The following is a 26,554-nucleotide window of genomic DNA, read 5'->3' as shown; positions in this document are numbered from 1 at the left end:
ACATGAAAAAGAAGTCTCCATCCAAAGCCCTCTGGAGCGGACGGTTCTCGTCCGGGCCCGACCGTTTGGTGCAAAAATTCACCAAATCGGTCCACTACGACTGGCGGTTGTACCGGGAAGACATCGCCGGCAGCCTTGCCCATGCGCAGATGCTGTTGAAAATCGGCGTCCTCAGCAGAGGAGAATTTGTCGCGATAGAAAAGGGCCTGAAACAGATTTTGTCGCAAATCCAGGAGGGCGCTTTCCCCTGGAAGGAAGAGCTCGAGGACGTGCACATGAACATCGAGTCGGCCCTGACGGAAATCACGCCTGCGGGCGCCAAGCTGCACACAGGCCGGAGCAGGAACGACCAAGTGGCGACCGACATGCGGCTCTGGGTCAAGAACCAGATTGAACGGGACATGGAGTTGCTCCGCAACTTGCAGTTTGCGCTGGTCAATCTGGCTGGCAGATATCCGGACGTTCTGATTCCCGGCTATACGCATTTGCAACGGGCGCAACCGGTTTATTTTGCGCATCATTTGCTGGCCTATGTCGAAATGCTGGACCGGGACGCCGGACGGCTCCTGGATGCCAGGACGCGTGCGGATGTCCTGCCGCTTGGTTCGGGAGCGCTGGCGGGCAGCACCCTTCCGCTTGACCGGGAGCTGGTTGCCAAATTGTTAGGATTTCCGGATGTGACCCAATACTCGCTGGATGCGGTGGGCGACCGGGATTTCATTCTAGAATATGTGGCCGCCGGATCGATCGTTGCCGTGCATCTTTCCCGCCTGGCGGAGGATTTTGTCCTATGGTCCACATCGGAGTTCGGGTTTGTGCGGATCGGCGATGCGTTTACGACGGGCTCAAGCCTGATGCCGCAAAAGAAAAATCCGGATGTGGCGGAGATCGTCCGGGGCAAGAGCGGGCGGGTGATTGGCAATCTGGTGGCGCTTTTGACGCTGTTGAAGGGCCTGCCGATGACATACAACCGCGACTTGCAGGAAGACAAGGAACGGCTGTTTGACAGTGTCGATACCGTGCAGGAGTCGCTGGAAATTTTTGCCGCCATGCTGGAGGATGTAAAAGTGAACCAGGCTGCCTGCGAATGCGCGGCTTCGGATCCGCTGCTGTTGGCGACGGATGTGGCGGATCTGCTGGTTCAAAAGGGAGTGCCGTTCAGGCGCGCGCATGAGATTGTCGGCCAGGCCGTGGCTCTGAGCGAAAAGAAAGGCTGCCTGCTGTCGGAATTGAAAGTGCCGGACTGGAAACAATTGGATCCGGCCTGTGACGAGAAGATTCCGCGCATCTTCCATGTCCGGGCCGCGTTGGGGCGCAGGAAGATGACCGGGGCGCCGGGCCAGAAGCAAGTATTGGCGCAATTGTTGCGCTGGAAAAAGAAACTCAAATAGAGTTTCCAGATTCCCGTTTTTCGTTACAATTTCATCATTTTACACGGCTGAATTATGCACCATTTTTATCTGAAAAAGGGATCGCTGTATTGCGAGGGTATCGAGCTGGACCGGCTTGCCCGCCGCCACGGCACGCCCCTGTACGTTTATTCGGCCCAGACATTTCGTGATCATTTTACCAGGCTGAGCCACGCCCTGGCCCCTTTGGATCACAGGATTTGTTATGCCATGAAGGCCAATTCCAATCTGGCGGTGTTACGCTTGCTGGCCAGGCAAGGTGCCGGGTTCGATATTGTCAGTGGCGGGGAGCTGTTCCGGGTCATCAAGGCCGGGGGCCGCCCCGACTGCTGTGTTTTTGCCGGCGTGGGCAAGACAGCCGCTGAAATCGAGTTTGCGCTCAGGGAAGGGGTGTATGCCTTCACGGTGGAAAGTTCTGCCGAACTGGATCAGATCAATAAGATCGCCGGCCGTTTGAAGAAAAAAGCGCCGGTGGCCGTACGGGTGAATCCCAATGTGGATGCGGACACGCACCATAAAATTACCACCGGCACCTATGAAAACAAGTTTGGCATTCCAATCGAGGAAATTCCGGCCCTCTACGCCCGTGCGTCGAAGCTTCGCAATATCTGGCTGCGCGGGGTGCAAATGCACATCGGATCACAAATCACGTCCGTCAAGCCGTTCCATGCGGCGGTTAAAAAGATGCTGCCACTGGTGGCAAATCTGAAGCGTCGTTATGGCATTGAGTTCTTCGACATTGGCGGTGGGCTGGGCATTGTCTATGACCCGGCGCTCGAAAGCGGTTCGCCATCCTGGTGGAAGCGCCGCTCGCCACGGCCAATGACTCCCGCCGACTACGCCGAGGCTGTGCTTCCGTTGCTCCGGGGTCTGGGACTAAAGATTTTGATCGAGCCGGGGCGCTTTATTTCCGGCAATGCGGGAGTTTTGTTGTCCGAAGTGGTTGTGGTGAAAAAGACCAAGCGAAAGAATTTTTTGGTTGTGGATGCGGCCATGAACGATCTCATCCGGCCGGCGTTTTATGATTCGTACCACGAGATCGTGCCTCTACGGAAAGCAAAGGGCGGGCGGATCAAGACGGATGTGGTGGGGCCGATTTGTGAGTCGGGCGACACCTTTTGCAAGGAGCGTCCGCTGCCGCAATTGAAGCAAGGGGACCGGGTTGCGTTTCTCAGCGCGGGAGCCTATGGTTTTGTCATGTCCTCGAATTACAACAGCCGGCCCCGGGTGGCGGAAATCCTGGTGGACGGCAAGAAGGCCCTTGTGGCCCGGAAGCGCGAAACCTTGGAGGACCTGATCCGGACGGAAAAGAGGTCTTAACCGCAGAGTCGCGGAGAACGCGGAGACTTTAAACTTAAGGCTTAAAACCGGAATAAGATTTGGCTGCAAAAAGGCACAAAAGACGCAAAAAGACAGCTTAACCCTTGAGATTTGAAACTAAATATTTAAAGCTTGGAATCCAGAAAACTCTGCGAGCTCTGTGTCTCTGCGGTGAAATCCTAGCATGAAACTTAAATTTTGGAAGATGAGCGGCGCGGGCAATGACTTTGTGTGCGTCGACAACCTGAAGCAAAGCCTGCGGCTGAGCCGCAAGCAGATTGCGAAGCTGTGCCATCGCCAGTTCGGGGTGGGAGCCGACGGCCTACTTGCGCTGGAGCCGGGCTCAAAGGACACCGATTTCCGGATGCGCTATTACAATGCAGACGGCGGCGAAGCCGAGATGTGCGGCAACGGCGCGCGCTGCTTTGCGCGCTTTGCGCAGAAGACGACAGGCACGCGCAAAAAGGAAATCCGCTTCGACACCGCAGCGGGACCAGTCGGCGCGGAATTTTTGGGCGACGAAGTGCGAGTCGAGCTGACTTCGCCGAACGGGCTGGCTTTGAACCAAAAGATATCAAGCTCCCAGGGTGAATTGACGGTGCATTGTTTGAACACCGGTGTGCCGCACGCGGTGCTTTTTGTGGAGGATATCGAAAAGATCGATATTGCCAGGCTTGGCGCCGAATTGCGTTTCCACGCGGCATTTCAGCCGAAGGGGTCGAACATCAATTTTGCCCAGGTGCTGGGGCCCAACAAAGTCCGGGTGCGCACCTACGAACGCGGTGTGGAGAATGAAACCTTGGCCTGCGGCACGGGCGTCACCGCAGTGGCGTTGATTGCCTCGCTGGTGAAGGGGTTCAAGTCGCCGGTTTCGGTTCTTGTGCAGGGCGGAGATATCCTGAAGATTTTTTTTAAGAACGAAGGTGGACAGTTTACGGACGTGAAGTTGCACGGCCCGGCGGACTTTGTATTCCAAGGAGAAATCGATGTCAGCTTATAAAGGAACCTACACGGCGCTGGTCACGCCCTTTAAAAACAATCTGGTGGATGCGGATGCGTTCAATGCCCTGATCGAGCGGCAGATCGAAGCGGGCATCGACGGCATTGTGCCGGTGGGAACCACGGGCGAATCGCCCACGCTGAACCACGAAGAACATCTCCGGGTGATTGAACTGGCTGTGAAGCAGGCCCGGAAGCGTACAAAAGTGATCGGCGGGACGGGGTCGAACTCGACAGCCGAGGCCATCGAATATACGCAGGCGGCGGAGGAACTGGGAGTGGATGTGGCTCTCCTGGTGGCGCCGTATTACAACAAGCCGACCCAGGAGGGTTTGTATCAGCATTTCATGGCCATTGCATCGAGCACGGGATTGCCTTTGATTTTGTATTCCATCCCGGGACGTTGTGGAATCGAGATCAGCGTTGAAACGGTCGTCAGGCTTGCGAGGGATGCGAAAAATATCGTGGCCATCAAGGAAGCAGGCGGATCGGTGGACCGGGTGAGCCGTTTGCGCCAGGCTTTGCCGGATGCATTCGATATTTTGTCGGGCGACGACAGCTTGACGGTGCCGTTTATGAGCGTTGGGGCGCGCGGCGTAATCAGCGTCGCATCGAATTTGATCCCTGCGGAAGTGAAGACCATGACCGACGCCGCCCTGGCGGGTGATTACGCGAGGGCTGAGGCGCTGCACCGGAAATATTACGGGGTTTACACCGACATCTTTTTGGAGGCCAACCCGGGCCCGATCAAAGCCGCCATGGCCGCCAAGGGCTGGATCCAGGAGGAAGTCAGGCTTCCTCTGGTGGCCATGAGTTCCGGCAACCGTGAGAAACTGATGGCAACATTAAAGAAGGTCGGAATTCTATGAAGATCAGGATTGTAGTAGTCGGCGCCAAGGGCCGGATGGGCCAGGCTATTTTGCGGCTGGCCAGGACCGGCTCTGATTTTGAAATCATCGGTGAAGTGGATCAGGGCGACGAGCTCGCGCCCCTGGCCGGCAAGGCGGATGCGATTATCGATTTCAGCCATCACAGCGCCACGCTGGATGTGACGAAGCTGGCTGCGACACACAAGAAGGCCCTGGTGATTGGTACGACCGGACATTCGGATGCGGTGAAACAACAGGTTCTGGCTTACGGGAAGCAAATCCCGGTAATTTTCGCCTCCAATTATTCCGTCGGCGTCAACACGCTGTTTTATCTGACGCGCAAGGCGGCAGAGATTTTGAACAGTGGATTTGACCAGGAAGTGGTTGAGATGCATCACCGCCACAAGAAGGACGCGCCCAGCGGGACTGCGCGGACTTTGGTGGAAATTTTGGCTGAGGTGAAAAAGAAAACGGCAGCCGAATTGTCCAAGCATGGAAGAGTGGGGGAACCGGGCCCGAGGACTTCGGATGAGATCGGAGTCCATGCGTTGCGCGGTGGGGACGTGGTGGGGGATCATACCGTGATTTTCGCGTCGGACGGAGAACGGGTGGAACTGGTTCACAAAGCTTCCAGCCGCGATACCTTTGCCTCCGGCGCCCTGCGCGCCGCGCGCTGGCTGGTGGGCAAACCCGCCGGCGTATATGGGATGTTTGACGTCCTGGGGTTGAAGTAGTGCCCGATTGGATTAGATTGAGAAGAGCGGGCGCATGATAACTTTATCCCATAAGGCATGTCTTTTTGTGGTCGGCGTGTTTTGTTGCGCTCAGGCGCTTCATGCCGGGCCCAAGCCCGGTTTTCTTTTTTACGTCCCGGATTACGGTGTTTCGGCACGTATGCTGGAATTTACAGATTTCGGCGATTATAAAAAGGAAGGCTTTTTCGTTCCCATTACCACAAAGGACGGGCAACTGCTCAAAGTGCAGCAGGATTTCATTTTTGACGTGAATTATCTCCCGGAAATTTTTCCTGAAAATATACAGACTGCGGATGATATAACCAAACTTGATTCCAAAATCAAACAGCTCAGTGACCTGCAAAAGAAATACCCCCGTTACTCGGAAAATCTTGGCGCGTACATAGAGCAAATAAAGGATGAGACCACATCTTTTAAGGGCGGGAAAAGAAAAATTGATGGCAAATGGCTCAGTCCCGCAGATGTGGCGGCAATTGAACTGAAGAGACAAAGCGCACCCAGGGAAGACGAAGGCAGGAAAGTCAGCACCCGCGACGGGAAGATGTATTCTGGCGTTACCAGCCTTGAGGTGAGAGATCATGTGGTTGTTGTTATTTACAAATCCGGGATAGTTAACATCCCGCTGGATAACATTTCAGACGAAACATTAAATCTGAATCCCAAAGTCAAGGCCGCATACGATAAGCTCAAACAGGAGCTTGATGCGGAAAAGAACCCGTAAATCGTTGCTGCATTGCCAGCATGCTCATGCGACGGTTTGTCACTTATTTCGACGTGAATTATGCCGCGAAGGGCATCGCGATGCTGGAATCGCTGTTGGCTTATTGTCCTGAAGCGCAAATTACCGTGCTGTGTTTTGATGAGACACTCAGGGGCATTCTCGAAGAACGTTTTAAAAATCGCCTGGAAACCGTTTCCCAAAAATCGGTTGAAAGTTGGGAGCCGCGGCTGGCTCCGTTGCGGGAACAGCGCCGACCCTGGGAATTTTATGCCACACACAAGGCCATTCTGCTGAAGCATCTGTTAAGCCGTTGCGAGGCAGGCGGGGTGATTGCTTTTATTGACGCCGACACCCTGTTTTTTTCGGATCCCGGGCCGCTTTTTCAGGAATTTGAGAAGGCCTCGGTGGGTCTGAGTCCGCACCGGTTTAACAAGGATACGGAATATTTGCACATGTATGGTGAATTCAATGCGGGCTTTGGAATGTGGCGTAATGATTTGGTAGGCAGAAAGTGTTTGCACGAATGGGCCGAGCAATGCCTGGAGCGCTGCGAATTCGAGGGCGTCAGGGATGCCCACTTCATGAACCAGGGGTATCTCACAGTCTGGCCTGAACGCTACCAAGAGGTGCTGATTTTTCCCCATCCCGGAGCTAATCTTGCCCCCTGGAATATTGGGTCACATCGCATTAAATCCAATTCCAAGGAAGTTCTGGCTGATGGGAAGCCGTTGATTTTTTTCCATTACAGCACGCTGTTGCACACCAGCTCAGGTGGCTGGTACACGATCTGCCCAAAAAAGGCCCTGCTGCAACCCGTTGTGTTGAAACGGATTTATGCGCCCTATTTGGAAAGATTGGAGGCTATTAGCGCCGCGTTAAAACAACGCCATGGAATCAGCGGATTGGGGACTTTGCGCGAGCTTCAGCATGACAACGATGGCATGGTGGATGTCGGAGCTGCAATTCGACGTGTCCAAAGTCCCAGGAGGAGATTTGTGAAATGGCTCCGGCTCTAGGAGGTGAGGCCGGTCTGCTCTGGCCCTTTGGGGCTTTTAAAGAGTTGATTCAATACCACACCGGGCGCAATGACTACCTGGATGGCGCCGTTTGGGAAGGAGTCACTATCCAAGCCGTGTAATTGCTTTCTTTTGAAGGCCTGAGGGTCTGTCCCAAGTTGAGTTGGTAACTCTCTTTTCCGGGATCCAGGGACTGGTTGCTGGCGTACTGATTTATCTTCGGCCCCGGGCGGTTGACGCACGACCAAAAAATAACCTGCCCCACGGGCAGTGTGGTTCTTGTCGTATTGACAAAGGCAATGCGTTCGTTCCACGCCCCTGCGCCGAGCTGGCTTTGAAAGAGGTGGACACCTATCATTACTTTAGTGCCAGCGTCCGCTCCGCCGGATTGCGATTGTGCCGTTTGTATAAATACCGATACAAGCAAAAGCAAGGCGGCCAGCACCGATTTCAATGTCACCCAAGCCAAGCAACATTTATTATTCATTGAGCCCAATTAGCCCCGAAGTCACCCGCTGCGTCAAGTATTTTTCCGACATGCAGATTTTCCACGTTGCCCCTCTTGATAGAGGGGCAGGACTTTGGCCTTGATATAAAAAATTGTTCCTGCATTTCTAGGACGCAGATGACCGATTCTGAGAATCTTTCCGCTTCGATGCCTGAAAGGCAGGCTTCCCAGACCGTCACGCCGGATTGGGACCCGGTTAAGCCTATACCGATTGACGGCGTCCGCGTGAAGGACGTGAAAAATCTGGTTATCCGTGGTGGAACGCTGACTGAAATCTATCGGCCGGAATGGTTTCAGGATGAATTTCAGGTCCAGCACGTGGTGCATATCTCGGCTTTGCCGGGATATACGTCCCAGTGGCATTGCCATCATGAACAATCCGACATTATTTTCCCGATCCGCGGCTATGTGCGCATTGGTTTGTATGATGCCCGCAAACATTCCCCGACCTGTGGAAAATCGCTTGTGGCCACATTCAATTTGTTGCGGCCGCGTTATGTGGTTGTTCCTCCGGGTGTCTGGCATGCGTTGCGGAATATCGGGGTCGATGAGGCGTCCTATCTGGTGCTGAACGACAAGCCTTTTTATTACGAAAAGCCGGATGACTGGCTGCTTCCTGCGGGCTCGGACGACATTCCGGTCCGGTTGGATTGACAGCCATGACCCAGGCGCCCCGGGAGTTTATTCTCACCTTGATCAGCAACGATCCTGACTGGATTCGGCCCGGGGACGAGGCCGGAATCGAGCGGATTGGGTTGGATATTGAGCGCCTGGGAAAATTGGAACGCCAGGGCCATATTCACAACGCCCGCATATCAAGCCACACATTGGATGATTTGAAGGTCGTGACATCTCTGGTACGAAAGGCAAGGCCCTTTGTGCGCTTGAATCGCCCGCATCCCGAAACCAGGGATGAAATCGAACGCGCATTGGCTCTTGGAGCAGGCTGCGTCATGCTTCCGGGTTTTCGCCTAAGGGATGAGGCCGCGCGCTTTATCGAATGGGTGGATGGCAGGGCTGAAACGGTATTGCTGTTGGAAACCGCGACGGCAGTGGATCGGTTGCGCGATTTTATTTCCCTGCCGGGAGTGGAGGAAATCATGATCGGAATGAATGATTTGAGTTTGGAATTGAATCTGGCAGGTCCCATGGGGGTCGCAGCCTCGGATCTCATGCGCCGCTTGTCCGGGGAAATCCGGGGGGCTGGAATTCGTTTCGGTTTTGGAGGTGTGGCCCGGCCGGAAATGGAGGATCTGCCGGTCCCTGCAGATCTGGTGCTGGCCGGTTACGCCAGGCTCGGCGCCGGCAGCGCCTGGATTGCGCGCTCTTTTTTCCAGGGCGGACTGGGGCCGGAACAATTTGGCGAGGCGATTATGCGGTTGCGCGCGAGATTGCAATTCTGGTTTGAACAACCGCCGGAAATTTTGGAGGAAGCCGGAGAAAAATTGCGTGCCATCGTCAGGAAACTTTGACAGGGTGGAATCATGCAACGGTTTGTTACTGATTTTGACACGAATTATGCCGCCAAAGGCATAGCGATGCTGGAATCCCTGCTGGAGTATTCTCCCGAAGCTCAAATTATCGTAGTGTGTTATGATGAGACACTGAGGGGCATCCTGGAGGACCGTTTCAAAACCCGTCTGGAACTTATTCCCCAGAAAACGGTTGAAAATTGGGAACCGCGACTGGCTCCACTGCGTGAGCGGCGTCAGCCCTGGGAATTTTACGCCACACACAAGGCCATTCTGTTGAAGCATCTGTTAAGCCGCTGTGCGGACGGGGAGGCAATTGCATTTATTGATGCCGACACCCTGTTTTTTTCCGATCCGGAGCCGCTTTTTCAGGAATTTGAAGCGGCATCGATTGGAGTGAGTCCGCACCGCTATAACAAGGACACGGAATATTTGCGCATGTACGGTGAATTCAACGCGGGCTTTGGACTGTGGCGCAAGGATTCGACTGGCCGGCAGTGTTTGGAGGAATGGACGGAGCAATGCCTGGACTGGTGCCAATTGGAAGCCACGGAAGATGGACGCTTCATGAACCAGGGCTATCTTACGACATGGCCTGAACGCTATCAACGGGTAAGGATTCTGCGGCATCCCGGAGCCAATTTGGCTCCGTGGAATATCGGGTCCCATCGCATTGAATTCCTTTCCAAAGGCAAAGGAGTGAGCGTCGATGGGCTTCCGCTGATTTTTTTTCATTACAGCTCCCTTCTGCACAGTGATGGACACAGGTGGCATACCTTCTGCCCCAAAAAAGCGCTGCAACAAAATGTTGTATTGGAGGGAATTTATGCGCCCTATTTGAAGACATTGGAAAGAATCAGCCTGCAGCTAAAGAAACGATATGGGGTCAGCGGCTTGGAGACGCTGCGTGAATTCCAGCCTGACAACGGTGGAATGATGGATATCAGCGCCTCAATCCGGCGCGCCCGAAGCCCATGGAAAAGATTTGTGAAAAGACTCCTGCCGTGAGATGAATAAGAAAGTGGATGCCCTTGCCTCGCATTCACGCACGGAGGCCTTCTGCGCAGGCAGGTAATATCCCGGGAGCATGCAGGCTACGCTTGCGTCGTGCCGGATTTTTGCTGGAATTTCCAAATGGCCAAAAATTCCAAAACTCCAAGCTCCCTTCATCAAAAACATTCGGGTGGCCTCGTCCAGCCGGTTGAACGCTCCGCAAGCCGGGCCATGCTGCACGCAGTCGGATTCAAGAACGAAGACTTTGCAAAAAACCAGATCGGCATCGCTTCAACCTGGAGCATGGTGACGCCCTGCAACATGCACATCGACAAACTGGCCGTCGAAGCGGGACGGGGCGTGGATGCGAACGGGGGAAAATCCATTATTTTCAACACCATCACCATTTCCGACGGCATCTCCATGGGAACGGAGGGCATGAAATATTCCCTCGTATCGCGCGAGGTGATCGCCGATTCGATCGAAACGGTCATGGGCTGCGAATGCCTGGATGGGTTGGTGGCCGTCGGAGGCTGTGACAAGAACATGCCGGGCTGCGTGATCTCGATGGCCCGGCTCAACCGGCCTTCGGTCTTTGTTTATGGCGGCACCATTTTGCCAGGTTGCTTTAACAACCGTTCGGTGGACATCGTGTCCGTGTTTGAAGCGGTCGGCGAATACGCCAACAATAAAATCACGCGCGAAGACCTCGGAAAAATCGAGGCCTGCGCCATCCCGGGCCCGGGATCCTGTGGTGGAATGTACACGGCCAATACCATGGCTTCCGCAATCGAAGCGATGGGCATGAGCCTGCCGAACAGCTCGGCCCAGGACGCCGTCTCGGATGCCAAAAAGGCGGACTGTTACAATGCCGGCGCCGCAGTGCTGAACCTGATCGAAAAGGGGATCACACCCCTGGACATCATGACGCGCAAGGCGTTTGAAAATGCCATCACCGTTGTAATGGCACTGGGCGGCTCCACCAATGCCGTGCTGCATTTGCTGGCCATCGCACATGCCTGCAAAGTCAAGCTGGCCCTGGAAGATTTTACGCGAATCGGGAAACGTGTGCCGGTATTGGCTGACCTGAAGCCTTCAGGCAAACATCTCATGTCGGAACTGGTCGCCATCGGGGGCCTGACTCCTTTGATGAAGACACTGCTGGACGCCGGGCTGCTGCACGGCGACTGCATGACCGTCACCGGCAAAACTGTCGCGCAGAATCTAGCGGATGTGAAACCCTATCCCGAGGGCCAGACGGTGATCCGTCCGCTTTCCGATCCGATCAAAAAGAGCGGGCATCTGGTTATTCTCCACGGAAATCTGGCGCCCGGCGGTGCCGTGGCAAAAATCAGCGGCAAGGAAGGATTGCTTTTTAAAGGCAAGGCCAGGGTTTACGGATCCGAAATTGCGGCGATGTCCGCCATCCTGGAAGGAAAAATCAAAAAGGGGGATGTCATCGTCATTCGTTACGAAGGGCCGAAAGGCGGGCCTGGAATGCGCGAAATGTTGTCGCCGACGTCGGCAATCATGGGACGCGGCTTGGGCAAGGACGTGGCATTGATTACCGACGGACGGTTCTCCGGAGGAACGCATGGGTTCGTGGTGGGACACATCACGCCAGAAGCCTATTTGGGCGGACCGCTGGCGCTGGTCAGGAATGGCGACACGATCGTGATTGACGCCGAGAAGCGCCAGATTCAGATGCTGGTCGCTCCGGGAGAGATTAAAAAACGCAAAAAAGCCTGGAAACAGCCCAAGCCCAACTACACACGTGGCGTACTGGCCAAATATGCCGCGCATGTAAGTTCCGCCTCCGAAGGCGCCGTGACCGATGCGGATTTGAAATTGTGAAACGTTTTGCCATTCTCGCGATTATTCTGGCCGCGGGCATTCTGGTCGCGAGCTTGGCAGTTCGTTCCTGCTTTCATCATCTCTCGGAAGCCCCAGGCGAGATGATCGACGGCGTATCGCGCGCCAGCGCCGCCTCCGTTCGCAACGCCGCAAATGTGTTTGTCGAACTCCTGAACCTTCGACCGGAGATCCGGATTTCCGAAAAAGTGATCCAGGAGCAGAGTTGTCCGATTGCCGAATTTGCGGTGATGAAGAAACAGTATCTTCACCGCTATGTCTGGAAGCATCGCTGGCTGGGCAGTGAGAAGGTCATTACGATAGAAGGCATGTTTGAAGGCAAGGCCGGGTTTGATTTGAAGGAGAGGTTCGTCGTCCGGCTGGATCCGCAAACCGGCGCCGTGATTGCGGATTTGCCTCCGGTCCGGATTCTATCGATTGAACAAACAGGACAACTGACGTTTCAGGATGAAGACGGACTTTGGAACCGCGTCCAGCCCGCCGACCGCCAGCAGGCGTTGAACGAATTTGAGCGCACGGCCCGTGAAAAAGTAGTGAACTCGGGTTTGTTGGACGAGGCGGGCAGGGATGCCTTGCGTCGCCTCCAGGAACTGGCGGACCGCAATCGTTCCGAAATGATGTTTTCCTTCCGAAAACCCTAGATCCTCCGTTCGTGTTGAAAAAGCCGGCCGGGATGATCCCGGCCGGCTTTTAAGACTTAATAAGTTATCGAGGAGTGCGATCGATTAATCCTTCATGCTGCTCAAGCCCTTTTTGCGGGCCTTGATTGCCAGTTCCTTGGCTTTTCCTTCACCATATTTCTTGATGGAGAACGCCTGTTTCCTGACTTGGCCTGCAACGGGGCTCCAAGTGGCCTGCCAGAATTTATAAGCGCGGCCTTTCACGATCTTGGTGATTTTGCTGACACCGACGATGCCTGTTTTGCTGGCCCGGCGCTCGATCTGAGCAAAAGCCTTGCGGGACATCGGGGGGTTCTTTTTCTCAAGCTCCGCATAGTATCTGCGGGCGGATGAGAGTGCCTTTTCCTTGCTGCCGTAGCCGAGGTCGGAAAAGAACTTGGCGAAACGTTTTCCATTGCGGGTCAGGCGCACATAGAAACCGTGGTTGTGTTTTTCGGGTTGATCAATCCGGCTGACTCCCGGATAGCGCGCGCCTTTGCGGCGAGCGGATTTTTTCTTGGTGGATTTAGCCATAATTAGTTATATTTTGTTGGTTAAGCACTTCGAGAGTGGATGGAAGTACTTATGACCACATTAGGTCCAACTCCGGAGCTTGTCCAGTAAATGAAGCCATTTATTTCAATAAATGTTTGTTAGTGACGCTTTTATAGGTTTTGCAACATGTGAGGGTTTTGCGCAGGTTCCAAGCAAAAGTTAAAATTTAACCGGGGTTAATTAGAATAACTCCTGCCAAAACGCCGAGCGCAAAAGTTCTAATAATGATACGGCTAAAACAGCCGACCAATAGCCCTGCAAATTAGCCTTGTCATGGCATTGCAGGCATCTAATAAACTGATGGTTGTGATTCGAAATTATCTACCGGTCTTGTTTCAGTTGGTTGTGGCGTTGACGATTGCCCTCGGCGGGGTGGCCACCTCCATCATACTAGGGAAACGCGGGCGCGCCCAGAAGGGCAAGGACGTTGCCTACGAGTGCGGGAAAGACACCCTAGGAGCCATCCAGCCCCGCTTTTCGGTCAAGTTCTACCTGGTCGCCATGATTTTCATCCTTTTCGACATCGAAGTGATTTTTATGTACCCGTGGGCGGTTTGTTTCCGCGATCTGGTCAAATCCCTGGGCTGGTCTGTCTTGGAGGCGATGGTTGCGTTTGTGCTTCTCCTGGAAGTTGGCCATCTTTACGCCTATAAAAAAGGCGTGTTTGACTGGAACAAACGCTGACCCGACCCGCAGGGGGGCTTAGCCTGCATGCCCATGCCTGAAAATCCGGAGCCATTGGGCGAATGTATCCGCGCTCGCATCCAAAAATCCGGCGCGATCCGTTTTTCCAGCTTCATGCGCCTGTGCCTGTACGAACCGGAGCTGGGCTACTATGCTTCGGGCACAGCCGCTCTGGGCCGTAGAGGTGATTTTTTTACCAGTGTTTCAACCGGACCTCTTTTTGGCCGTTTGCTTGCGGATGGGTTTGCGACAATCTGGGAGTCGATGGGCAGGCCGTCGTCCTGGCAGTTGGTGGAGCAGGGGGGCCACAACGGACAACTTTGCCGGGACATTCTTGACACGCTTACCCAACGGCATCCGGAGGCTTTCTCGGCATGCACCTATATTTTGATAGAACCATTGCCAGGCTTGCGCCGCAAGCAGGAAAAAGCAATCGAACCGTACGCCGCTGATGGTAAAATTGTCTGGCATGGCGGTTTGGATGAAATTCCGGATGCTTCGCTGAACGGAGTTTTTTTCAGCAATGAATTGATCGACAGTTTTCCTGTGGATTGCGTCTGCTTCCGTGGCAAGGATTGGAAGGAACGACTTGTGGGATGGGATGGGGACCTTCAGCGCTTTGTTTGGGTGGAGGCGGCGTGCAATGAATCCCTGCAAAGTGAAATTATTCGGTGGAAACTGCCGCAGATCGAAGGGTATGTTGCGGAAATCCATATTGAGGCGGCAGAGTGGATGCGGCAGGTGGCGCGGACTTTGGGGCAGGGGGTTGTTGTGATAATCGATTATGGGGGCCTTGCGGAAGATTTATATAAGCCAGAGCGGCCCCAGGGGACCTTGCGCGCTTATTCCAAGCACCGGCAGTTTGAGGATGTGCTGTCGCTGCCCGGCGCGCAGGATTTGACTTCGAACGTCAATTTCAGCCTTTTGAAGGAGGAAGGGGAAGCCCAAGGGCTGAAAACGTTGCGTTACTCTGACCAGCACCACTTTTTGATCGAACTCGGCAGGCTGGGCTTTTTGCGGGAAATCGAAAAGGGCATGAAGCAGAACCCCAATGAACCGGGGCTGGGCCAACAACTGCGCCATTTTAAAACGTTGATGCATACCGAGATGATGGGGAGCCTTTTCAAGGTGTTGATTCAAAGCAAGGGCGAGGCCCGCCTTGCGGAATTGTGAGGTTGCAAAGCCATATAATGAACAACCCAAGAGGACTCTTTTACAAAAAGATTGCGGAGAGCGTTGAGGAGGATTTTGGCTGCCGAATTCCTAAAACTTACTAACTTTCCCATAAGTAGTTAACCTATTATGGTCAGGAGAGACCTGGTTGCTTCCAGAAGGATTGGGCTTGGACTGTGCCCTTTTGCCGTCGCTGGTTCCATTTACAAGTTGCCGCTGCAACTGGCCTTGAGCTTGCGAGCCACTTCCGCCCGGCTGTGACCTTGATCCAATAATAGGCAGCCTTCCAAGCGCCGCCTTTCCTGTCTTTCCTGACGCTTGGTCTTATGTATTTTTTTCCCTTGCCCCTGCTGCAAGGACTGTACCAAGATTAACCGTTAGTACAACTCTCAGTAAGTTTTGGCCTTCCTCTGCGGCCCTTGGATCTCCAGACTCGCCGCCATGCCGCAATTTCAATTCAAAGAAGTCACGCTCCGCTATGGCGCGGTTCCGCTCCTTGACGCGGTGGATCTGCAGGTCGATGCCGGTGAGCGTGTCTGCCTCCTGGGGCGCAACGGCGCCGGCAAAACCAGCCTCATGCGCCTGATCGCAGGCGAGGAAAGCCCGAATTCGGGCGAGATTGCCCATCCGCCCGGTTTCGTGTTCACGCGCCTGACCCAGGAAATCCCCGAAAATATCTCCGGCACAGTCATGCAGGTCATTGAGTCCGGCCTGAGCCCGGAACGGCATGAGGAGGAATGGGAAACCCATGTGCGACTCGATGCGCTGGCCGAGGAAATGTCGTTGCCGGTATCCGCCGATTTTGAAGGATTGTCCGGGGGACTCAAACGGCGGGTACTGCTGGCACGGGCGCTGGCCGGAAAGCCTGATGTGTTGTTGCTGGATGAGCCCACCAACCATCTCGACATTGAATCCATACTCTGGCTTGAACAATGGATTTTGGAACACAAGCCGACCCTGTTTTTTGTCACGCACGACCGCAGTTTCCTGCGCAAACTGGCCACGCGCATTGTCGAGCTCGACCGCGGACATCTCAGCAGTTGGAACTGTTCCTACGACGACTTTTTACAACGCAAAGCGGCCACATTGGAGGCAGAGGAAAAGCAAAGGGCGCTCTTCGACAAAAAACTGGCCCAAGAGGAAGCCTGGCTCCGGCAGGGCGTCAAGGCGAGGCGCACCCGGAACGAAGGCCGTGTACGCGCTCTCGAACAGATGAGGTCTGAGCGCAAGCAGCGCCGAGAGCGGATCGGGACGGCAAAGATGGAAATCCAGGAAGGCTCCCAGTCGGGGCAAAAGGTCATTGAGGCCGATGCCGTGACGTTTGCCTATGACACAACACCCGTGGTGGATGGTTTGACCACCACCGTTTGGCGCGGGGACAAGATCGGCATCATTGGGCCGAATGGCTGTGGCAAAACCACGCTGATCAAACTTTTGCTCGGCAATCTCAAACCGGATTCGGGAGCGGTCAAATTGGGGACAAGGCTCCAGGTTGTGTATCTGGATCAGATGCGGGGAACCATTGATGAAAGCAAAAGCGTCGCACAAAACGTCGTGGGCCAGGCTGAGTCGGTGACATTTCAGGGCAAGACGCGCCATGCCTTGAGTTACATGCAGGACTTTTTATTTGAGCCGGAACGGGCACGCATGCCTGCGAAGGTGTTGTCAGGCGGTGAGCGCAATCGTGTGATGCTGGCACGGTTGTTTCTGCAACCGACCAATGTGCTGATCCTGGACGAACCAACCAATGATCTGGATTCGGAAAGCCTGGAATTGCTTGAGGACTTGCTAGTCGAATACAACGGCACACTGCTGCTGGTTTCGCACGACCGCGATTTTCTGGACAATGTCGTGGCAAGCATACTGGTGTACGAGGGGCCTGGCTGTTTCGTTGAATATAATGGGGGCTACGCCGACTGGCTGAAACAGAGTCAGGCGGCAAAAAGGCCGGGAACAGCGGCAGCCAGGACCAGGGTGGAAACAAAGAAGGAACCTACGCAACCGGTCAAGCCCAGGAAGTTTAGCAATCGCGAACAGCGCGAATTGGAAGAAATCCCGGGGCTGCTGGAAAAGCTGGAAACGGAGCTGGGAGAGTTGCAAAAAAGGCTCTGTGATCCGGAATTGTATAAGGACGGAGGCGGGAAAGCGAAGTTGTTGGAGGCAGAGCTGGCCGCGTTGCAGGTGCGCATTTCAACGGGCTATCAGCGTTGGGAGGAGTTGGAACAAATTCGAGAAGCCTGCAAGTGACAGATTGCGCCGTCCTCCGGGCTCGTTACGCCCTACTCCGGGTCTTCTTTTACTTCGCCGCTTAGTTTGCCCGTGGGCAAATAGCGATAATAGACTTCCAGCATCAACGTGCAAAGACAGGTGCGGTAAAGCGAGCCATCCACGGTATCGGCCGTGGTCAGCCCTTCCTTGCTTTTAGGATTTGGAGGCCAGCTCCCGTCCGCATCCTGGCTTCTGTCGATTTCGTCCTGGAACATTCTGTTCCATTTTGCCCAAGCGCCGCCACCGACCATGAAACAGGCCTGTGTATGATAATACCACGCGTATAAATTGCAGGTAGGCAGGTCGTATTTTACAGGCGGCCCGGCCATAATTTCTTTTATCGACTGGCGAATGCTGCCGTCGATGTTCTCCTGCCAGAATACTTTGCACAGGACGCCTACGCCGGTAAGTGAGTAAGCGCGATCCGTCGGCACATGGTATCCATAGGCTCCAGTCTTGGGGTTATACACGCGATCCAGATTTTTCATGGCCTTGTCCAGGGCATCGGGGATGCCATCAATTGGCAGCCCTGTCAGTTTTGCGGCTTTCAGTGCCTGGATTTGCCAGCCGCTTACGGAGGTATCGCTGGGTACGGCTTTTGTATAACGATACACCCAGCCGCCATCGGGTCCCTGGCCTTTCAGGATGTAGCCAACGGCCTTTGTGACCACGGGCGCAAGACGTTCGTCCTTGGTCATGGTATAAGCTTCGCAGAGCGCATAGGTGGCTATGGCATGCTCATAGGTACTCTCATTGTCTCCGAAGTCTTTCCCACGAAGTGTCATGTTTCCTTCATTCTTGGCGCCGGCATCCAGTAGGGCGTTGATGGCCTTTTCCACTGTACTCCCAAATTCCCTGGAAGTCATGGGTGTTTCACCGTGTCCGAGGTAACACAAGGTTGCCAGGCCTGTCATTGCGCCTGGCCACCTTTCACCCCAGGTCCCATTTGGATTCTGTACTTTTTGCAACCAGCGCAATGCGTTCAGCACCGCTTGTTCGCTTGCCTCCTTGCCGCCGGATCTTGACATGGCTTCGGCCCGTTGCTCGCCGCTGCGTGCCGACATGGTGGGCGCCAATGAGATTTTTCTAATAATATTGGCGGAGCTGCTTTTTTCAGGGTTGTTGGTTGCGATGGCCCCGATGGGGGGTGCTGCGATTTGAAATTCCTGGGATGGGTTGGAGGATGTGATGACATCTGTATTGACGTTGGCAACTTGAGTTTGGGGAGTTGGGTCTGGCGGGGTATCCGGCGTAGTGGCCATCGGATCCGGTTGCTGCTCTGGAATCGCCTCCGGCGGTTGGTCCGTCGGGCCACTGCTGGGCTGAATGTTGTCGGACTCAAAGGCTTGCGGGGGAGCATAGGCTACAATTACGATGATCCCGCTGATGGCCACGAAAATGCACAGATGAATCAGAATCGATATGAGCAGTGCGCTGGCGGGCAGGATCTTTTGGAGGGTCTGGGCTTTCATGGGTATGTCGTTTGAAATGGGCCTATACTTGAGTTATATCCAAAAAAACGTGATGGCAAGCATGGATACCCAAGCTTTCTGCAGCACGCCACAAGTCGGAGTGCCTCTTCAGATGCATATTGAGGTAATGAGGCGTTTCCTCATGACGCATGCCGGGGGTTCACCCGCGAAGTATAGCAAGTTGCCTCTGACCTGTATAGGGAGCAGCTTGGCTGATTTTCTGGCAACCGCCGAGTTCAACCGGGAATTTCCCCGTGGATCCGGGTTGAGCCTTTCACCATCGGTTCGATGATGATCTCCTTTACCGTGCGTCCGGCTGGAATCATTGGCAGCACATGCTCGGTGTAGGGCACGAGCACATCAAGCAGGTAAGGGGTTTTGGCCGCCAGCATGCGCTTGAGCGCTGGAATGAGGTCTTCCGGCCTGGCCACTTGCTCCGCCGGCACGCCGAACCCTTCGCAAATTTTCACGAAGTTCGGATACATTTCCTCGCGACGGTGCGGCAAGCCGAGGTAGGTATGCCCGCGGTTGCTGTCAAAGAAACGGTCTTCCCATTGCACCACCATGCCGAGGTGCTGGTTGTTGATGATGATGATCTTGGCCGGGATGTTTTCGGCGGTGGCGGTGGCCAGTTCCTGGATATTCATCACGAAACTGCCGTCGCCATCAATGTCTATCACCTGGCGATGGGGCAGCGCCACCTTGGCGCCAAGCGCGGCGGGGTAACCGAAGCCCATTGAGCCGAGTCCCGAGGAACTCAGGAAGCTTCGGGGCTTGGCGAAGTCGTAAAATTGTCCCGCCCACATCTGGTGCTGGCCCACGCCCACGGAGATGATGGCCTCGCCCTTGGTGAGGTTGTACACTTCCTCGATCACGCGTTGCGGCAGAATCTGGCCGGGCACTTCGTTGTAGTGGAGGGGATACTTGCGTTTCCAGTCGTTTATTTTCTGGCGCCAGGCCGGAAATCTCTTCCGCTTGCGGTTTTCCTTTTGAATGATCTGGTTCAACCGTTTCAGCGCGTATTTCACATCGCTGAGAATGGGCAGATTCACCGTCTTGTTTTTGTTGATCTCGGCATTGTCCACTTCCACATGCACGATGGTGGCTTTCTTGGCGAACTCGCTCACCTTGCCGGTCACGCGGTCGTCAAAACGCACGCCGAGGGCCAGGAGCAGGTCGCATTCATCCACCGCATAATTGGCGTAAACCGAGCCATGCATCCCGAGCCATTTGCAGGACAGGGGATGGGTTTCCGGGAAACAACCGATTCCCATCAGGGTTGTGGTCACGGGAATGTCCGTGGCTTCCGCGAACTTGAGGAGTTCGGCTGTGGCATCGGACGAGATGATGCCGCCGCCCACATAAAGCATGGGACGCTCTGATTTTTCGATCAGTCCGAGAATTTCGTGCAAGGCCAGGTCATCGGCCTTGGGAGGCTCTCCGAGGCCGCGCAATTCCACATGATCCGGAAAAACGGGCTGGGTGGTGGAGGCTTGAACGTCCTTGGGCACATCGATCCACACCGGGCCGGGGCGTCCGGTGGTGGCAATTTTAAAAGCTTCCTTCACCACGCGCGGGATGTCGTTCACATCCATCACAAGGTAGCTGTGCTTCACAATCGGCACGGCCACGCCGAACACATCGGTTTCCTGGAAGGCGCCCTTGCCGATCATGGGGCGGGCCACCTGGCCGGTGATGGCGATGAGCGGAATGGAATCCATGAAGGCATCGGCCACGCAGGTCACGAGGTTGGTCGCGCCAGGGCCGGAAGTGGCCATGCACACGCCGGCCTTGCCGGTGGCGCGGGCATATCCTTCGGCCATGAAACCGCCGCCTTGTTCGTGCCTGGGCAGGATGGTGCGGATTTTCTTGGACCGTGTGAGCGCCTGGTGGAACATCATGCTGGCACCGCCGGGGTAGGCGAAAATAGTATCCACGCCTTCACGCTCAAGAGCGGCGACGAGGACTTCAGCGCCATTCATAACCGAGCCAAGCGCCCGTTTGGATGAGGTGGATGCCGTCGTTTTCGTCTTTGCCTTTTTCATAGGTTTTCGCTGTGTAGTACTGCTTCAGTTTTCCGGCTTGTTTCTGCGTGGCGGGCTCCTGGGTCCGTCATGCAACTGCCAAACTGGATCATCCAGTGTAAAAGAATTTTTCATTCTGACAACAAAAAGCGTTGACAGAGTGGGTTATGGAAAATAAGTTCTACGTTCCTTTTTATGAAGACCTTTTCGGCTAAAGCAGAGTCCCTTGAACGCAAATGGTTTGTGATTGACGCACAAAACCAAGTCATAGGCCGTGTCGCGGAGAAAGCAGCAAACCTGTTGCGCGGCAAGACCAAGGCTATTTTCACCCCGCATGTGGACACGGGCGACCATGTCATTGTAATCAACGCGGGCAAGGCGGTCTTTACCGGCAAAAAGGAAGACCAGAAGGTGTACAGCACCTATTCGGCCTTCATTGGCGGTCAGAAGAACGAACTTGCCAAGGATTTGCGCCGTCGCCGCCCCGAATTGATTATCGAGCGCGCTGTGAAGGGCATGGTGCCGCACAACCGTCTTGGCCGCACCGTCCTGAAAAAGCTTCACATTTACGCGGGCGCCGAGCACCCGCATGAAGCCCAGCTACCCAAGGCAATCACTGTCCGTTAATATTCAACCTTTTTCTATATCTACATATATGGCAGACACTTCAATCATTAACGCAGTTGGCCGCCGCAAGACATCGGTAGTCCGGGTCAATCTCAAGTCCGGCAAAGGCACCATCACTGTGAATGGCCTGCCCTTTGAAGAGTATTTTCGCACGGCGGGACAGCGCTTGCAGGCGTTGCAGCCCCTGATCCTCACCGAAAACCAGAAAAAATTTGATGTCCAGATCCGCGCCGCAGGCGGCGGACTTCAGGGCCAGGCCGGGGCTTCCAGCCTCGCAATTTCACGGGCGCTGATCCAGGTGGACACCGCGTTGCGCCCCACGCTCAAGGCCAAAGGTTTGTTGACCCGCGATTCGCGCATGAAAGAGCGTAAAAAGTCAGGCCAGCCGGGCGCCCGCAAACGCTTCCAGTTCTCCAAGCGTTGATTGCGAAACGTTTTCAAAAAGCGTCCCGTTCATCCGGGACGCTTTTTTTGTTTATGCTCCAAACAATCATTCACCGATCCCGCGTGTTGGCGTCAGCGCAGTCTTGCTAAGCGGGCTGAGTTCCTGCATGTTTTTCTTCTTATGTCCGGCAGCCAGAAAGTTGCGGTGATCGGCGCCTCCGGTTACACGGGAGAGGAGCTTCTGCGCGCCTTGTTGCGGCATCCTAACATTTCAATAACGGCGATCACATCCAGGCAGCAGGCCGGGCAGCCCCTGGCCCGCGTGCTGGGGCCTTCCGCCCCTCCCACGGATCTGGTTTTTCAAAATCTGGCGCCCGACGCTGTGGCCGCCTGCGCCGATGTGTTCTTTCTGGCGCTGCCGCACGGAGTGGCGGCGGAATATGCCGTACCGCTGCTGAAAGCAGGGAAGACAGTCCTGGATTTGAGCGCGGACTTCAGGCTGAAGAGCACGGCCCTTTACCAGGAATATTACAAGGCTGCGCACCCGGCCCCTGCCTTATTGCAGGAGTCTGTGTACGGCCTGCCCGAGCTTTACCGGGAGAAACTGAAACAGGCGCGGCTGATTGCCTGCCCCGGATGTTATCCGACCAGCGCGATCCTGGCGCTCGCCCCGGCCCTGCGGCACAAGCTCGTCCGGCATGAGACTATTATCGTCAACTCTTTGTCAGGCATTTCCGGCGCCGGAAAAAAGGCCGACACGCTCTATTCATTTTGCGAACGGGATGAAAACCTCGCGCCCTACAGCGTCCCCAGGCACCGGCATATTCCGGAAATCGAGCAGGAACTTTCATGTGTGGCGGGCGGGGCGGTCACTCTTTCCTTCACACCGCATCTTGTTCCCGTGGTGCGGGGCATGTTGACCACATGCTGCGCGACGCTGACGGCCCCGTTGACGCAGGAGCAGGCGCAGAAGATTTATGAAACCGATTATGCGGGTGAACGTTTCGTTCCCGTACTTCCCTCGGACCAACTGCCGGAAACCAGGCGGGTGATGCATACAAACGCCTGCGAGGTGGCGGTGCGTTGCGATCCCCGGACAAACCGGTTGTTCTGCTTCAGCGCATTGGACAATCTCGGCAAGGGAGCAGCCCTGCAGGCGTTGCAGGCATTCAATGTGCGTTTTGGATTCAACGAGGCAACGGGGCTTGTGTAAGGATTTTATGGAAACGAAATGGATCAAGAACGGCGGCGTGACTTCCGCGCGCGGATTTGTGGCCTCTGGCGTCGCCGCGGGGATCAAGTCCGACTCAAAAAAGGACATGGCGCTGGTTGTGTCCGAGTGCCCCGCAGCTGTTGCAGCAACTTTTACCACCAACCAGGTCAAAGCGGCGCCCGTCAAGCTGAGTATGGAGCACGTCAAGCGGGGCAAGGTCCGGTCCGTCATTTTCAACAGCGGCAATGCCAACGCCTGCACCGGCGTCCGGGGAATCAAGGACGCCAAGGCCAGCTCGGCCGAAACCGCCAAAAGGCTCGGATGTCGGCGGCAGGAAGTCCTTGTTTGCTCTACAGGAAGGATAGGAATTCCGCTTCCCATGCCCAAAATTACAAAGGGAATCGGCAAGCTTGTCAAAAAACTCAGCCATCAGGGCGGGCGGGTGGCGGCCAAGGCCATCATGACAACGGACACGTATGCGAAGGAATGCGCCGTCAAGATCATGATCGATGGGCGCGAGGTCGTGATCGGCGGCATGGCCAAGGGCGCTGGAATGATCCATCCCAACATGGCGACCATGCTTTGTTGCGTCACAACCGATGCGGCGGTCGAATTAAAGGCGCTCCGGCACGCTCTGGCGGACGCCGTCGAGCAGTCTTTCAACAGGATTTCCGTCGATGGCGACACAAGCACGAACGACACCGTTATTTTATTGAGCAACGGCATGGCGATGGCGGAGCCCATCGGGCGTACCCATCCGGAATTTTCAAAATTTCAGGAGGCCCTAAACAAGGTTTTGTCCGCACTGGCCCGTTTGATCATCGAGGATGGCGAGGGGATTACAAAGGTCGTCGAGCTTGCCGTCCAGGGCGCAAACAACGACGCCGATGCGCGGAAGGCCGCCGAAGCCATTGCCCGGTCGCCTCTGGTGAAATGTTCCTGGTGCGGGAATGATCCCAATTGGGGGAGGTTGATGGATGTCCTCGGTTATAGCGGGGTGAAACTCCGTGAGGAACTGGTGGATATTTATTACAATGGATTGCTCGCGGTGAAAGGCGGCCTGGCTGCGGCGACGCCGCGTGCGCGGCTGAAAAAAGTAGCCAGCAAGCCGAGTTTTGCCCTCTACATTGATCTGCATCTTGGCAAGGGGTCCTATTGGTTGTTGGTGAATGATTTGACAGAGGAATATGTTTCCTTAAACAAAGGCGAATGAGCACTCATTTGGATACAGCTTTTGCCGCCGAGATCCGGCGGGCCGATGTGGTTGTCGAAGCCCTCCCCTACCTGCAAAAATTCCGCGGGCATACCATCGTCATCAAATACGGAGGCAGCGCCATGGAAGACCCTGAGCTCGTGTCGCTGGTTTTGCGCGACATTGTCTTTCTCGAAGCGGTTGGCATCAATCCGGTCGTTGTGCACGGCGGAGGCAAGGCCATCACGCGGCGGATGAAGGAACAGGGGCTGGAGGCGCGGTTCATTGCCGGATTGCGTGTGACCGATTTGGCATCGGTACAGATTGTGTCCGAAGTCCTCGATACCGGAATCAACCCGGGCATCGTCGCGAAGCTTAATGAGCTGGGAGGCAAGGCCCGGTCGTTTTCAGGGGCCGATGTGTTTCGCGCGCGGAAGTCGCCGCCCTTTGAACACAAGGGCGAAAACGTGGATCTTGGTTTTGTCGGGGATGTGACCGGGTGCCAGGTGCCGAAGGTGTTGGAATGCATCCAGCAGGAAATTGTGCCGGTGATTTCACCTATTGGGCAGGATGAATCCCGGCAGGTGTATAACATCAACGCCGACATCGCCGCCGCCGAGATGGCCATCGCGCTTGAAGCGGAAAAGATCATTTACCTGTCGGACGTGAATGGTGTTTTGCGCGATCCGGCAGATGCTTCAACCCGTATCCCAACGATTACGGAATCGGATGTGGAGGATTTGAAAAAGGAAGGCATTATCGACGGTGGAATGCTCCCCAAGGTGAATTCCTGCCTGAAGGCCTTGCATTTGGGCGTTGAAAAGGTGCACTTGATTGATGGACGCATTCCGCATGCGCTGCTGCTGGAACTTTTTACCGACAAGGGCATCGGCACGGAAATTATTTTAAAATAAGGCATTGCCGGGCGAATGGGCGCCTGTGGTGCTGTCTTGCTGGAACAGAAACATGTCAAAGATCGAACATATTTTGGGAGCGGAGCGGACGGAGGCGCAAAGCCGCGCCGAAGCGGTGCGGAACCTCTATGCCGGATATGTTGTGCCGACCTACAAGCAGACCTTGGTGCTTTCGCATGGCCAGGGCATGTATGTCTGGGATGCCGACGGCAAACGCTATCTGGACATGGGGGGCGGCATTGCGGTCAATTCACTGGGCCACGCGCATCCCCGGATTGCCGAAACATTGGCGAAGCAGGCGTCCCAGTTGGTGCATACCTCAAATCTTTATTACAACGAACAGCAGGGTGTGCTCGCCGCGCGCCTCGTGGGCCTGGTCGGCCCGGGGAAGATGTTTTTCTGCAACAGCGGCGCGGAAGCCAATGAAGCCCAATACAAGCTGGCCCGCAAGGTCGGCCACGACAAAGGCCGCTATGAAATCATCACCGCCCTGAACTCGTTTCACGGACGGACCCTCGCGGGCATCGCCGCAACCGGACAGGAAAAGGTAAAGATCGGCTTCGAACCCACAATGCCGGGATTCAAGTATGTGCCCTACAATGATCTGTCCGCTGTGAAGGCCGCCATCACGGATAAAACAACGGCCGTATTGATCGAAGGCATCCAGGGCGAGGGCGGGGTCACCGCCGCAACACCGGAGTATTTGCTGGGTCTCAGGAAATTAACTCGCGAGCGCGGATTGCTCCTGCTTATGGACGCCGTCCAGTGCGGTTATTTCCGCAGCGGACGGTTCCAGAGTTTTCAACGGATCCTCGGTGATGCGGGCGTCAAGGAGCCCTGGCTGCCTGACGGGATTTCCATGGCTAAATCCCTGGGTGGCGGATTCCCGATCGGCGCGGTATGGATCGCGGCGGCGCATGCCGATGTTCTGCAGCCGGGCACACACGCGACAACCTTTGGCGGCACACCTTTGGCCTGTTCGGTTGCCAATGCGGTGCTGGATGAAGTTGAGGAAAAGAAACTCGACCAAAACATCTGGAAGCAGGGTGAATTTTTGAAGGCCGCGCTTGGCCGGATGGTGGGCAGACATGGAATCATCGCTGTGCGGGGCATGGGAGGCATTGTCGGGCTGGTGCTGGACGGAGACCCGATCCAGGCGGCCGGAAAACTCGCCGCCGCGGGATTGCTTCTGGTGCCTGCCGGGGGTAATGTGCTTCGCTTCCTTCCGCCGCTGAATGTGGAGCAGGCGCATTTGGAAGAGGCTCTGGAGATAATCAAAAAGACATTATGAGAAGCTTTTTAAGAGTTCATGATTTTTCGCGGGACGAAGCCTATGAGATATTCCGGCTCGCCAAGCAGTTCAAAGTGCAGCGGGGCCGGTTTCATGCCGAGTTGCTGCGGGGCCAGACCTACGGCTTGATTGTTTCAAAAAGCTCGACGCGCACCCGCGTTTCA

Annotated in this window: 25 protein-coding genes; 22 read left to right on the top strand and 3 right to left on the bottom strand. The window is 55.3% G+C overall.

Going from position 1 to position 26,554, the window contains the following annotated elements; genetic code table 11:
* Positions 1-2 precede the first annotated feature (2 nt).
* The 13 genes from argH (at position 3) to PHD76_02640 (ending at position 12,575) form a co-directional block, all read left to right on the top strand.
* On the top strand, positions 3-1,391 hold the full coding sequence (gene argH / locus PHD76_02700) for an argininosuccinate lyase (protein MDD5260734.1): 1,389 nt from the start codon (positions 3-5) through the stop codon (positions 1,389-1,391).
* Positions 1,392-1,445: 54 nt separating this feature from the next.
* Positions 1,446-2,729, top strand: coding sequence for a diaminopimelate decarboxylase (lysA, locus tag PHD76_02695; GenBank protein ID MDD5260733.1), 1,284 nt, complete (start codon positions 1,446-1,448; stop codon positions 2,727-2,729).
* 184 nt (positions 2,730-2,913) lie between these two features.
* The gene (dapF, locus tag PHD76_02690) at positions 2,914-3,729 is read left to right on the top strand and encodes a diaminopimelate epimerase (protein ID MDD5260732.1); all 816 of its coding nucleotides are present in this window, start codon (positions 2,914-2,916) and stop codon (positions 3,727-3,729) included.
* Positions 3,716-4,597 carry a 4-hydroxy-tetrahydrodipicolinate synthase gene (dapA, locus tag PHD76_02685; GenBank protein ID MDD5260731.1) on the top strand — a complete coding sequence of 294 codons (882 nt, stop codon included), beginning with the start codon at positions 3,716-3,718 and terminating at the stop codon, positions 4,595-4,597. The genes dapF and dapA overlap by 14 nt, the downstream gene beginning before the upstream one ends.
* The gene (gene dapB, locus PHD76_02680; protein ID MDD5260730.1) at positions 4,594-5,331 is read left to right on the top strand and encodes a 4-hydroxy-tetrahydrodipicolinate reductase; all 738 of its coding nucleotides are present in this window, start codon (positions 4,594-4,596) and stop codon (positions 5,329-5,331) included. The genes dapA and dapB overlap by 4 nt, the downstream gene beginning before the upstream one ends.
* Positions 5,332-5,365: 34 nt before the next feature.
* Complete coding sequence (locus tag PHD76_02675; protein ID MDD5260729.1) at positions 5,366-6,073, top strand: hypothetical protein; 708 nt, start codon at positions 5,366-5,368, stop codon at positions 6,071-6,073.
* A gap of 26 nt (positions 6,074-6,099) precedes the next feature.
* On the top strand, positions 6,100-7,089 hold the full coding sequence (locus PHD76_02670; GenBank protein MDD5260728.1) for a putative nucleotide-diphospho-sugar transferase: 990 nt from the start codon (positions 6,100-6,102) through the stop codon (positions 7,087-7,089).
* A complete protein-coding gene (locus tag PHD76_02665) occupies positions 7,074-7,211 on the top strand; it encodes a hypothetical protein (GenBank protein ID MDD5260727.1) in 138 nt (45 codons plus the stop codon). The genes PHD76_02670 and PHD76_02665 overlap by 16 nt, the downstream gene beginning before the upstream one ends.
* A gap of 503 nt (positions 7,212-7,714) precedes the next feature.
* Complete coding sequence (locus tag PHD76_02660; GenBank protein MDD5260726.1) at positions 7,715-8,251, top strand: dTDP-4-dehydrorhamnose 3,5-epimerase family protein; 537 nt, start codon at positions 7,715-7,717, stop codon at positions 8,249-8,251.
* Between the two features lie 5 nt (positions 8,252-8,256).
* Positions 8,257-9,069, top strand: coding sequence for an aldolase/citrate lyase family protein (locus PHD76_02655; GenBank protein ID MDD5260725.1), 813 nt, complete (start codon positions 8,257-8,259; stop codon positions 9,067-9,069).
* 12 nt (positions 9,070-9,081) lie between these two features.
* The gene (locus PHD76_02650; protein ID MDD5260724.1) at positions 9,082-10,077 is read left to right on the top strand and encodes a putative nucleotide-diphospho-sugar transferase; all 996 of its coding nucleotides are present in this window, start codon (positions 9,082-9,084) and stop codon (positions 10,075-10,077) included.
* Between the two features lie 126 nt (positions 10,078-10,203).
* Complete coding sequence (gene ilvD, locus PHD76_02645; GenBank protein MDD5260723.1) at positions 10,204-11,916, top strand: dihydroxy-acid dehydratase; 1,713 nt, start codon at positions 10,204-10,206, stop codon at positions 11,914-11,916.
* Entirely contained in the window at positions 11,913-12,575 is a 663-nt protein-coding gene (locus tag PHD76_02640; protein MDD5260722.1) for a DUF4230 domain-containing protein, read from the top strand. Before ilvD ends, PHD76_02640 begins: the two co-directional genes overlap by 4 nt.
* A gap of 84 nt (positions 12,576-12,659) precedes the next feature.
* On the opposite strand, the gene PHD76_02635 is transcribed toward PHD76_02640, so the two are convergent.
* Positions 12,660-13,127 carry an AP2 domain-containing protein gene (locus PHD76_02635; GenBank protein MDD5260721.1) on the bottom strand — a complete coding sequence of 156 codons (468 nt, stop codon included), beginning with the start codon at positions 13,125-13,127 and terminating at the stop codon, positions 12,660-12,662.
* Positions 13,128-13,454: 327 nt separating this feature from the next.
* On the opposite strand from PHD76_02635, the gene PHD76_02630 reads away from it, so the two are divergent.
* The 3 genes from PHD76_02630 to PHD76_02620 all read left to right on the top strand — a co-directional run bounded on the left by PHD76_02630 (position 13,455) and on the right by PHD76_02620 (position 17,252).
* Positions 13,455-13,832 carry an NADH-quinone oxidoreductase subunit A gene (locus tag PHD76_02630; GenBank protein ID MDD5260720.1) on the top strand — a complete coding sequence of 126 codons (378 nt, stop codon included), beginning with the start codon at positions 13,455-13,457 and terminating at the stop codon, positions 13,830-13,832.
* Between the two features lie 33 nt (positions 13,833-13,865).
* Entirely contained in the window at positions 13,866-15,005 is a 1,140-nt protein-coding gene (locus PHD76_02625) for an SAM-dependent methyltransferase (protein ID MDD5260719.1), read from the top strand.
* 441 nt (positions 15,006-15,446) lie between these two features.
* Positions 15,447-17,252 carry an ATP-binding cassette domain-containing protein gene (locus PHD76_02620; GenBank protein ID MDD5260718.1) on the top strand — a complete coding sequence of 602 codons (1,806 nt, stop codon included), beginning with the start codon at positions 15,447-15,449 and terminating at the stop codon, positions 17,250-17,252.
* A 32-nt stretch (positions 17,253-17,284) separates the two neighbouring features.
* Here PHD76_02620 and PHD76_02615 read toward each other — a convergent pair whose 3' ends face one another.
* Together PHD76_02615 and ilvB are read right to left on the bottom strand one after the other, a co-directional pair.
* Positions 17,285-18,745: a terpene cyclase/mutase family protein gene (locus PHD76_02615; GenBank protein ID MDD5260717.1), complete on the bottom strand. Its 1,461-nt coding sequence runs from the start codon at positions 18,743-18,745 to the stop codon at positions 17,285-17,287.
* A gap of 236 nt (positions 18,746-18,981) precedes the next feature.
* Positions 18,982-20,790, bottom strand: coding sequence for a biosynthetic-type acetolactate synthase large subunit (ilvB, locus tag PHD76_02610; protein MDD5260716.1), 1,809 nt, complete (start codon positions 20,788-20,790; stop codon positions 18,982-18,984).
* Positions 20,791-20,964: 174 nt separating this feature from the next.
* On the opposite strand from ilvB, the gene rplM reads away from it, so the two are divergent.
* The 6 genes from rplM (at position 20,965) to PHD76_02580 (ending at position 26,390) form a co-directional block, all read left to right on the top strand.
* Positions 20,965-21,396, top strand: a complete 432-nt coding sequence (rplM, locus tag PHD76_02605; GenBank protein MDD5260715.1) for a 50S ribosomal protein L13 — start codon at positions 20,965-20,967, stop codon at positions 21,394-21,396.
* Between the two features lie 28 nt (positions 21,397-21,424).
* Positions 21,425-21,820, top strand: coding sequence for a 30S ribosomal protein S9 (rpsI, locus tag PHD76_02600; protein MDD5260714.1), 396 nt, complete (start codon positions 21,425-21,427; stop codon positions 21,818-21,820).
* A 141-nt stretch (positions 21,821-21,961) separates the two neighbouring features.
* On the top strand, positions 21,962-22,993 hold the full coding sequence (argC, locus tag PHD76_02595) for an N-acetyl-gamma-glutamyl-phosphate reductase (protein ID MDD5260713.1): 1,032 nt from the start codon (positions 21,962-21,964) through the stop codon (positions 22,991-22,993).
* 7 nt (positions 22,994-23,000) lie between these two features.
* Positions 23,001-24,206, top strand: coding sequence for a bifunctional glutamate N-acetyltransferase/amino-acid acetyltransferase ArgJ (argJ, locus tag PHD76_02590; protein MDD5260712.1), 1,206 nt, complete (start codon positions 23,001-23,003; stop codon positions 24,204-24,206).
* The gene (argB, locus tag PHD76_02585) at positions 24,203-25,099 is read left to right on the top strand and encodes an acetylglutamate kinase (protein ID MDD5260711.1); all 897 of its coding nucleotides are present in this window, start codon (positions 24,203-24,205) and stop codon (positions 25,097-25,099) included. The genes argJ and argB overlap by 4 nt, the downstream gene beginning before the upstream one ends.
* Before the next feature lie 52 nt (positions 25,100-25,151).
* Positions 25,152-26,390: an acetylornithine/succinylornithine family transaminase gene (locus tag PHD76_02580; protein MDD5260710.1), complete on the top strand. Its 1,239-nt coding sequence runs from the start codon at positions 25,152-25,154 to the stop codon at positions 26,388-26,390.
* Positions 26,391-26,554: the final 164 nt, after the last annotated feature.

Source organism: Candidatus Methylacidiphilales bacterium, from assembly GCA_028713655.1.
GTDB lineage: Bacteria > Verrucomicrobiota > Verrucomicrobiia > Methylacidiphilales > JAAUTS01 > JAQTNW01.
This window is presented reverse-complemented; position numbering and strand designations above follow the sequence as displayed.

Bases quoted from the DNA above. Each gene is read 5' to 3' on its own strand.
- argH (MDD5260734.1), top strand. From the start codon at position 3: ATGAAAAAGAAGTCTCCATCCAAAGCCCTCTGGAGCGGACGGTTCTCG.
- lysA (MDD5260733.1), top strand. From the start codon at position 1,446: ATGCACCATTTTTATCTGAAAAAGGGATCGCTGTATTGCGAGGGTATC.
- dapF (MDD5260732.1), top strand. From the start codon at position 2,914: ATGAAACTTAAATTTTGGAAGATGAGCGGCGCGGGCAATGACTTTGTG.
- dapA (MDD5260731.1), top strand. From the start codon at position 3,716: ATGTCAGCTTATAAAGGAACCTACACGGCGCTGGTCACGCCCTTTAAA.
- dapB (MDD5260730.1), top strand. From the start codon at position 4,594: ATGAAGATCAGGATTGTAGTAGTCGGCGCCAAGGGCCGGATGGGCCAG.
- PHD76_02675 (MDD5260729.1), top strand. From the start codon at position 5,366: ATGATAACTTTATCCCATAAGGCATGTCTTTTTGTGGTCGGCGTGTTT.
- PHD76_02670 (MDD5260728.1), top strand. From the start codon at position 6,100: ATGCGACGGTTTGTCACTTATTTCGACGTGAATTATGCCGCGAAGGGC.
- PHD76_02665 (MDD5260727.1), top strand. From the start codon at position 7,074: ATGGCTCCGGCTCTAGGAGGTGAGGCCGGTCTGCTCTGGCCCTTTGGG.
- PHD76_02660 (MDD5260726.1), top strand. From the start codon at position 7,715: ATGACCGATTCTGAGAATCTTTCCGCTTCGATGCCTGAAAGGCAGGCT.
- PHD76_02655 (MDD5260725.1), top strand. From the start codon at position 8,257: ATGACCCAGGCGCCCCGGGAGTTTATTCTCACCTTGATCAGCAACGAT.
- PHD76_02650 (MDD5260724.1), top strand. From the start codon at position 9,082: ATGCAACGGTTTGTTACTGATTTTGACACGAATTATGCCGCCAAAGGC.
- ilvD (MDD5260723.1), top strand. From the start codon at position 10,204: ATGGCCAAAAATTCCAAAACTCCAAGCTCCCTTCATCAAAAACATTCG.
- PHD76_02635 (MDD5260721.1), bottom strand. From the start codon at position 13,127: ATGGCTAAATCCACCAAGAAAAAATCCGCTCGCCGCAAAGGCGCGCGC.
- PHD76_02625 (MDD5260719.1), top strand. From the start codon at position 13,866: ATGCCTGAAAATCCGGAGCCATTGGGCGAATGTATCCGCGCTCGCATC.
- PHD76_02620 (MDD5260718.1), top strand. From the start codon at position 15,447: ATGCCGCAATTTCAATTCAAAGAAGTCACGCTCCGCTATGGCGCGGTT.
- PHD76_02615 (MDD5260717.1), bottom strand. From the start codon at position 18,745: ATGAAAGCCCAGACCCTCCAAAAGATCCTGCCCGCCAGCGCACTGCTC.
- ilvB (MDD5260716.1), bottom strand. From the start codon at position 20,790: ATGAAAAAGGCAAAGACGAAAACGACGGCATCCACCTCATCCAAACGG.
- rplM (MDD5260715.1), top strand. From the start codon at position 20,965: ATGAAGACCTTTTCGGCTAAAGCAGAGTCCCTTGAACGCAAATGGTTT.
- rpsI (MDD5260714.1), top strand. From the start codon at position 21,425: ATGGCAGACACTTCAATCATTAACGCAGTTGGCCGCCGCAAGACATCG.
- argC (MDD5260713.1), top strand. From the start codon at position 21,962: ATGTCCGGCAGCCAGAAAGTTGCGGTGATCGGCGCCTCCGGTTACACG.
- argJ (MDD5260712.1), top strand. From the start codon at position 23,001: ATGGAAACGAAATGGATCAAGAACGGCGGCGTGACTTCCGCGCGCGGA.
- argB (MDD5260711.1), top strand. From the start codon at position 24,203: ATGAGCACTCATTTGGATACAGCTTTTGCCGCCGAGATCCGGCGGGCC.
- PHD76_02580 (MDD5260710.1), top strand. From the start codon at position 25,152: ATGTCAAAGATCGAACATATTTTGGGAGCGGAGCGGACGGAGGCGCAA.